This window comes from Carboxydocella sporoproducens DSM 16521, assembly GCF_900167165.1.
Taxonomy (GTDB): domain Bacteria; phylum Bacillota.
Map to the genome: position 1 here is coordinate 1 of NZ_FUXM01000065.1, position 4285 is coordinate 4285.

At 45.3% G+C, this 4285-nt stretch carries 4 protein-coding genes and 2 pseudogenes; 4 read left to right on the top strand and 2 right to left on the bottom strand.

The features are described from left to right. A pseudogene (locus B5D20_RS13955) lies at positions 1 to 279 on the top strand (ISNCY family transposase); the annotation flags it as partial. A gap of 431 nt (positions 280 to 710) precedes the next feature. Here B5D20_RS13955 and B5D20_RS13235 read toward each other — a convergent pair. Continuing rightward, a pseudogene (locus B5D20_RS13235) lies at positions 711 to 1304 on the bottom strand (phage portal protein); the annotation flags it as partial. Positions 1305 to 1438: 134 nt separating this feature from the next. After that, positions 1439 to 1693: a type II toxin-antitoxin system prevent-host-death family antitoxin gene (locus B5D20_RS13240; RefSeq protein WP_078666673.1), complete on the bottom strand. Its 255-nt coding sequence runs from the start codon at positions 1691 to 1693 to the stop codon at positions 1439 to 1441. A gap of 425 nt (positions 1694 to 2118) precedes the next feature. Between B5D20_RS13240 and B5D20_RS13245 the strand changes: the two genes are divergently transcribed. From B5D20_RS13245 to B5D20_RS13255, 3 genes are read left to right on the top strand one after another with little or no spacing between them, the layout of a single operon-like run. Then, positions 2119 to 3306 carry an MFS transporter gene (locus tag B5D20_RS13245; RefSeq protein WP_078666674.1) on the top strand — a complete coding sequence of 396 codons (1188 nt, stop codon included), beginning with the start codon at positions 2119 to 2121 and terminating at the stop codon, positions 3304 to 3306. Further along, positions 3299 to 3742: a MarR family winged helix-turn-helix transcriptional regulator gene (locus B5D20_RS13250; protein ID WP_159071962.1), complete on the top strand. Its 444-nt coding sequence runs from the start codon at positions 3299 to 3301 to the stop codon at positions 3740 to 3742. Before B5D20_RS13245 ends, B5D20_RS13250 begins: the two co-directional genes overlap by 8 nt. A 14-nt stretch (positions 3743 to 3756) precedes the next feature. Beyond that, positions 3757 to 4053, top strand: a complete 297-nt coding sequence (locus B5D20_RS13255) for a carboxymuconolactone decarboxylase family protein (protein WP_078666676.1) — start codon at positions 3757 to 3759, stop codon at positions 4051 to 4053. Positions 4054 to 4285 lie beyond the last annotated feature (232 nt).

Here is a 4285-nt window from a genome sequence, read left to right on the forward strand (position 1 = left end):
AATCCTATTCCGCCACGTACGAAGATAGATGTATTAATAAGTCCGGTTTTTGGTGTAAAAGTGCAATACAAAAACACTGTATTTGAAACTCTCCCCTATGTTAAGCCGCAAAAGACTCAAAAACCAAAAACTGAAGCTACTGAGAGAAAGCCCTATATGCCTCCAGATACGCATTACTTTAAGTATGGACACAATCTGGTTAAAAGACTTACCTACGAAGACAGTGACAGGGATATTTTAAAAATGCTTGAAGAGATATTTCTCCGAAAGTATGCTTAGCTTTGCCTGAATCTAATTTTAAGGAGACCTTAACCGGGCTTGATTTGCCAAAAGTTATGAAGTGAGGTTAAGTCAAGGGCGGGCGAAGCCCGTTCACTTTACTCTTGACTTAACCGAACGTAATAACTACAATTGCCAAAGCCCGGTTAGGTTCTTAGCAGGGGGTGACATTTTGTGACGATAATTAACCCTATTTTGGGGTGACATTTTCACAAGTTATTGACAAAATCCTTTTTTTATCAATTCTTCAGCTATAACTTCGGTATAATATTGGTTAGTATCACTACCTAAATTATACCATATTTTTCATGCAATTTGAGTTATTATAGTATCTCCCTAACCTCAACCCCCGCCTTCAAAACAAAAACCACCTCCACCAGCTACTTTACCCGTATCTCCTCCACCAGTGCTGTAAATAAATCCTCATCAAACTCCCCTTCCCTAAAAAGGCACTTTGTTATGGCCTGCTCCCAGCGGACCAGCCAGGGGCGTATGGTGTGGACGACAAATTCTATTGATTGGTGCTCTATGTTGGAGAAGGTCGCCCTGGTCAAGTCGCCCACCAGGTGCGGAGGAACGCGGAAAATGCGGCAGATTTCGTTTAGCTGGAACTGCCTGATCTCCAAAAACTGCGCATCCTCCGGCGGTATGCCGATTTCATGGTATTTCATGCCCTCCTCAAGCACTGCTATCTTGTGGGAGTTCTGAAGCCCTTTATATACCTCCTCCCAGGATTTTCTCAGCTTCTCCGGGTCCTTTACCACCCCTGGATGCTCAAGGATTCCTCCCGGGCGCGCCCCGTTGCCAAAAAACCTCGCGCCGAATTCTTCAGTCGCCAGCGCAAGCCCGATGGCTTCTCTCGCCATAGCAATTGGAGATAAACCTTTCACCCCGTCAAAGCCTAAACCCGGAATATGGAATATTTGTTCAGGCTTGTACTCAGTGGTTTTCATACCTTCTGTATGCCTGTAAACCAGCTGCTTGGTTTTCTCATCCCGGATGATCTTCCTCCTGAAAAAAGACATAAAAAAAGCACCGTCTAAGCGATGCTCTTACCAATCAAAATCTTATATTTGATAATCAGTTGTCTTCTTCCTCTGCAACATCCCCAAAAAGGATTCGCATAAAATCTCGTCTGCCTTTGGGCGAGATTTTAAGATTAACCATTCGTTACCCCCAGGGATGCTTCTAGTTCATCAATGGTTAGCCATCCATTTTCCTGCCCTGCCTTTTCACCTTTAGCAAGTTCAGTAAGCAATTTTAATTTTGCCTGCATTTTTTCATATTCCTGCATATCCATAACCACATAGCGGCCACGGCCATTTTTTGTTAAAAAGACCGGTGAACCCTCCTCTATGCTGCACAACACTTCATTGTAATTCCTTAAATCGGAAATCGGCTTAATGTTAGGCATAATAAATCTCCTTTCCCTTTTGCTGTTATTATTATAGCAATATTCTTCGTAAAATATAACAGCAACGTTGAAGGGACTTAGAATATTTATACCTGAAGCCCTCAAAACGCAAAAAGACATGCCAAAATCCTGCTCTGCTGAATTTGTAACATCAGCCACTGTTTACAAATATGTTGGAAATGCTACTATGAGAGTTGTTCGAAAAATAGAGGAAATTAACAAATAAAAATTCTATAGCACAAGAATCCCTCTGTTGTCATACACAGACCCTCTTTTCTGATGCCTAACTGCTCTATCGAGAGCCATTATAAGCGCAACAGCACAATAAGCTGCGAAAATTGAGTTGATATTTAATCTGAAATGTATTATTATACAATTGTATAATTAGTTGATGAGTCAACCAAAATCAAAAGGGGACTGAGAACATGGCAGAACACCATGAAACTGTCTGGTCAAAGGATTTTACGCTGCTATGGATAGCAAACTTCCTGATGGCTGCGGGTTTTTATTTTCTACTTCCCACCATGCCTGTATATGCGATGAAAGTTATGGGAGCCAATGAAAGTCAGGTGGGTTTTGTCATTGGAGTATATACTTTGTCTGCTGTGGCGATAAGGCCTTTTGGTGGATATGCCCTGGACTCCGTGGGCCGGAGGAAGGTCTTCCTTTGGGCATTGGCATTATTCGCCCTCTTTATGGGAAGCTATTATTTTGCCACCAATCTGGTTTTTCTCCTCCTGCTACGCCTGCTGCACGGTTTTTGCTGGGGGGTGACTACCGTCGGCGGGAGCACCATCGCGGCTGATATCCTGCCACCGCAGCGTAGGGGCGAAGGGATCGGCTACTTCGGGCTGACCATGACCCTGGCCATGGCCTTAGGCCCGGTTATCGGGCTGCAGTTGATGGGGGAAACAAACCAATACGGCAGGCTGTTTTTTACAGCTATGGGCCTAGTGGTTTTGGCTTTTATTATAGCTAATTTTATCAGGTATCCCCAACTGCCTTTGACAAGACGCTCTATATCCTGGGATGCCTTTATAGAAAAGAAGGTTTTGCCGGTTTCGACGGTGATGTTTTTTTCGGCCCTGGTATACGGCGGGATAGTATCCTTTATCACTCTTTTCAGCAAGGAAATCGGCATCAAAAACGGCGGTACCTTCTTTCTCGCCTACGCCGCCGCTTTAAGTCTGGTCCGGCCTACATCCGGGAAGCTATTGGACCGCCGGGGACCAGCTCCTGTAATAACTGTCGGCTTCTTATGCACGGCTGCCGGGTTTATCCTTCTTTCCTTAAGTAGGGAATTAACCGGTTTTCTGGCAGCCGCTGTAATTATAGGGGCAGGCAACGGGATGGTCTGGCCCAGCATTCAGACTATGGTTATCAACATGGTCAAACCCCAGCGCCGGGGCGTGGCTAATTCGACTTATTTCTCGGCGTTGGACCTGGGTATCGGCTTAGGTTCCATCTTTTTGGGTTGGCTGGCTAACCGGACTTCCATCGGAACCATGTATTTTTTTAGCGCACTCATTCTTTTCGTGCCCCTGGCGTATTTTTCCCTCTATGCATTAAAAGACTATAATGCAAAAGTGGACCGGGGTGAAGTACATGATTGATTTGAATGATAACGTAGGCAAGTATGTATCATTTACCTGGCGCAACATGATTTCCTTTATGGCCAGGAAAATGGAGCCCCTGCACATCGGCGCCGGCCAGTATGCCTACCTTTTTTCTTTATACTTTAAGGACGGCCAGTCCCAGCAGGCTTTAAGCGACCGGTTGCTGGTGGATAAGGCAGCAACTGTCCGGGCTATTAAAAAGCTGGAAGCTGCCGGTTATGTGGAAAGAAGGCCGGATGAGCAGGACAAACGTTCATTCAGGATTTTTCTTACGAAGAAGGGGAAAGCTGTAAGACCAGAGCTGGAGGCTATTGTGAAAGAGGTGCAGGAAATTCTCCTGGAGGGCATGTCCCCGGAAGAAAAGGTGTTAATTAAAAGGCTGATGCAACAGATGGCCCACAATATTATCCAGGCCAACCGCGGCAGCCTATAGAAAGGGGGGAGATTATGAGTGCACTGCCGTTTATTGAAGCCATCAGGGCGAGAGACAAAAAATTTTATAAACTGATGAAGGACCTGCAGGAACTGGTGTACGGGGAAAGCAGCCTGGACGCAAAAACCAAGATGATGATTTCCCTGGCCGTCGACGCCGCTGTCGGAGCTAATGACGGGGTTAAGGCTATTGCCAATGTATTGAGACAAATGGGTGTGACAGATGAGCAAATCAACGAAGTTTTACGGATCACTTACTTCACCAAAGCGAATTCAACACTGGTCACTTCTTTGGCTGCTTTTGAAAAATAGGCCGCTCCATACTCTTCAGCCTCCCCATCTCTCAGGCGGATTTTGATAATGCCCGCCCAAAACAAAAGCCCATAAAGCCTTGCTGTGCAAGGCTTTATGGGCTGTGTTTCCTTTTGAGCGATACTACGCACTCGATGTGTATGGTATGTTGATATTGCCTAAAGAGGTTGATTACCAGCAACAAAAAAAGCCCCGGAGGGCCGGGATAAAGCTAGCTATTTTTAATGGCAAT

What these genes read in the sequence shown, in the direction of transcription:
- B5D20_RS13255 (WP_078666676.1), top strand. Translation starts at nt 3,757, where the DNA reads ATGAGTGCACTGCCGTTTATTGAAGCCATCAGGGCGAGAGACAAAAAA.
- B5D20_RS13245 (WP_078666674.1), top strand. Translation starts at nt 2,119, where the DNA reads ATGGCAGAACACCATGAAACTGTCTGGTCAAAGGATTTTACGCTGCTA.
- B5D20_RS13250 (WP_159071962.1), top strand. Translation starts at nt 3,299, where the DNA reads ATGATTGATTTGAATGATAACGTAGGCAAGTATGTATCATTTACCTGG.
- B5D20_RS13240 (WP_078666673.1), bottom strand. Translation starts at nt 1,693, where the DNA reads ATGCCTAACATTAAGCCGATTTCCGATTTAAGGAATTACAATGAAGTG.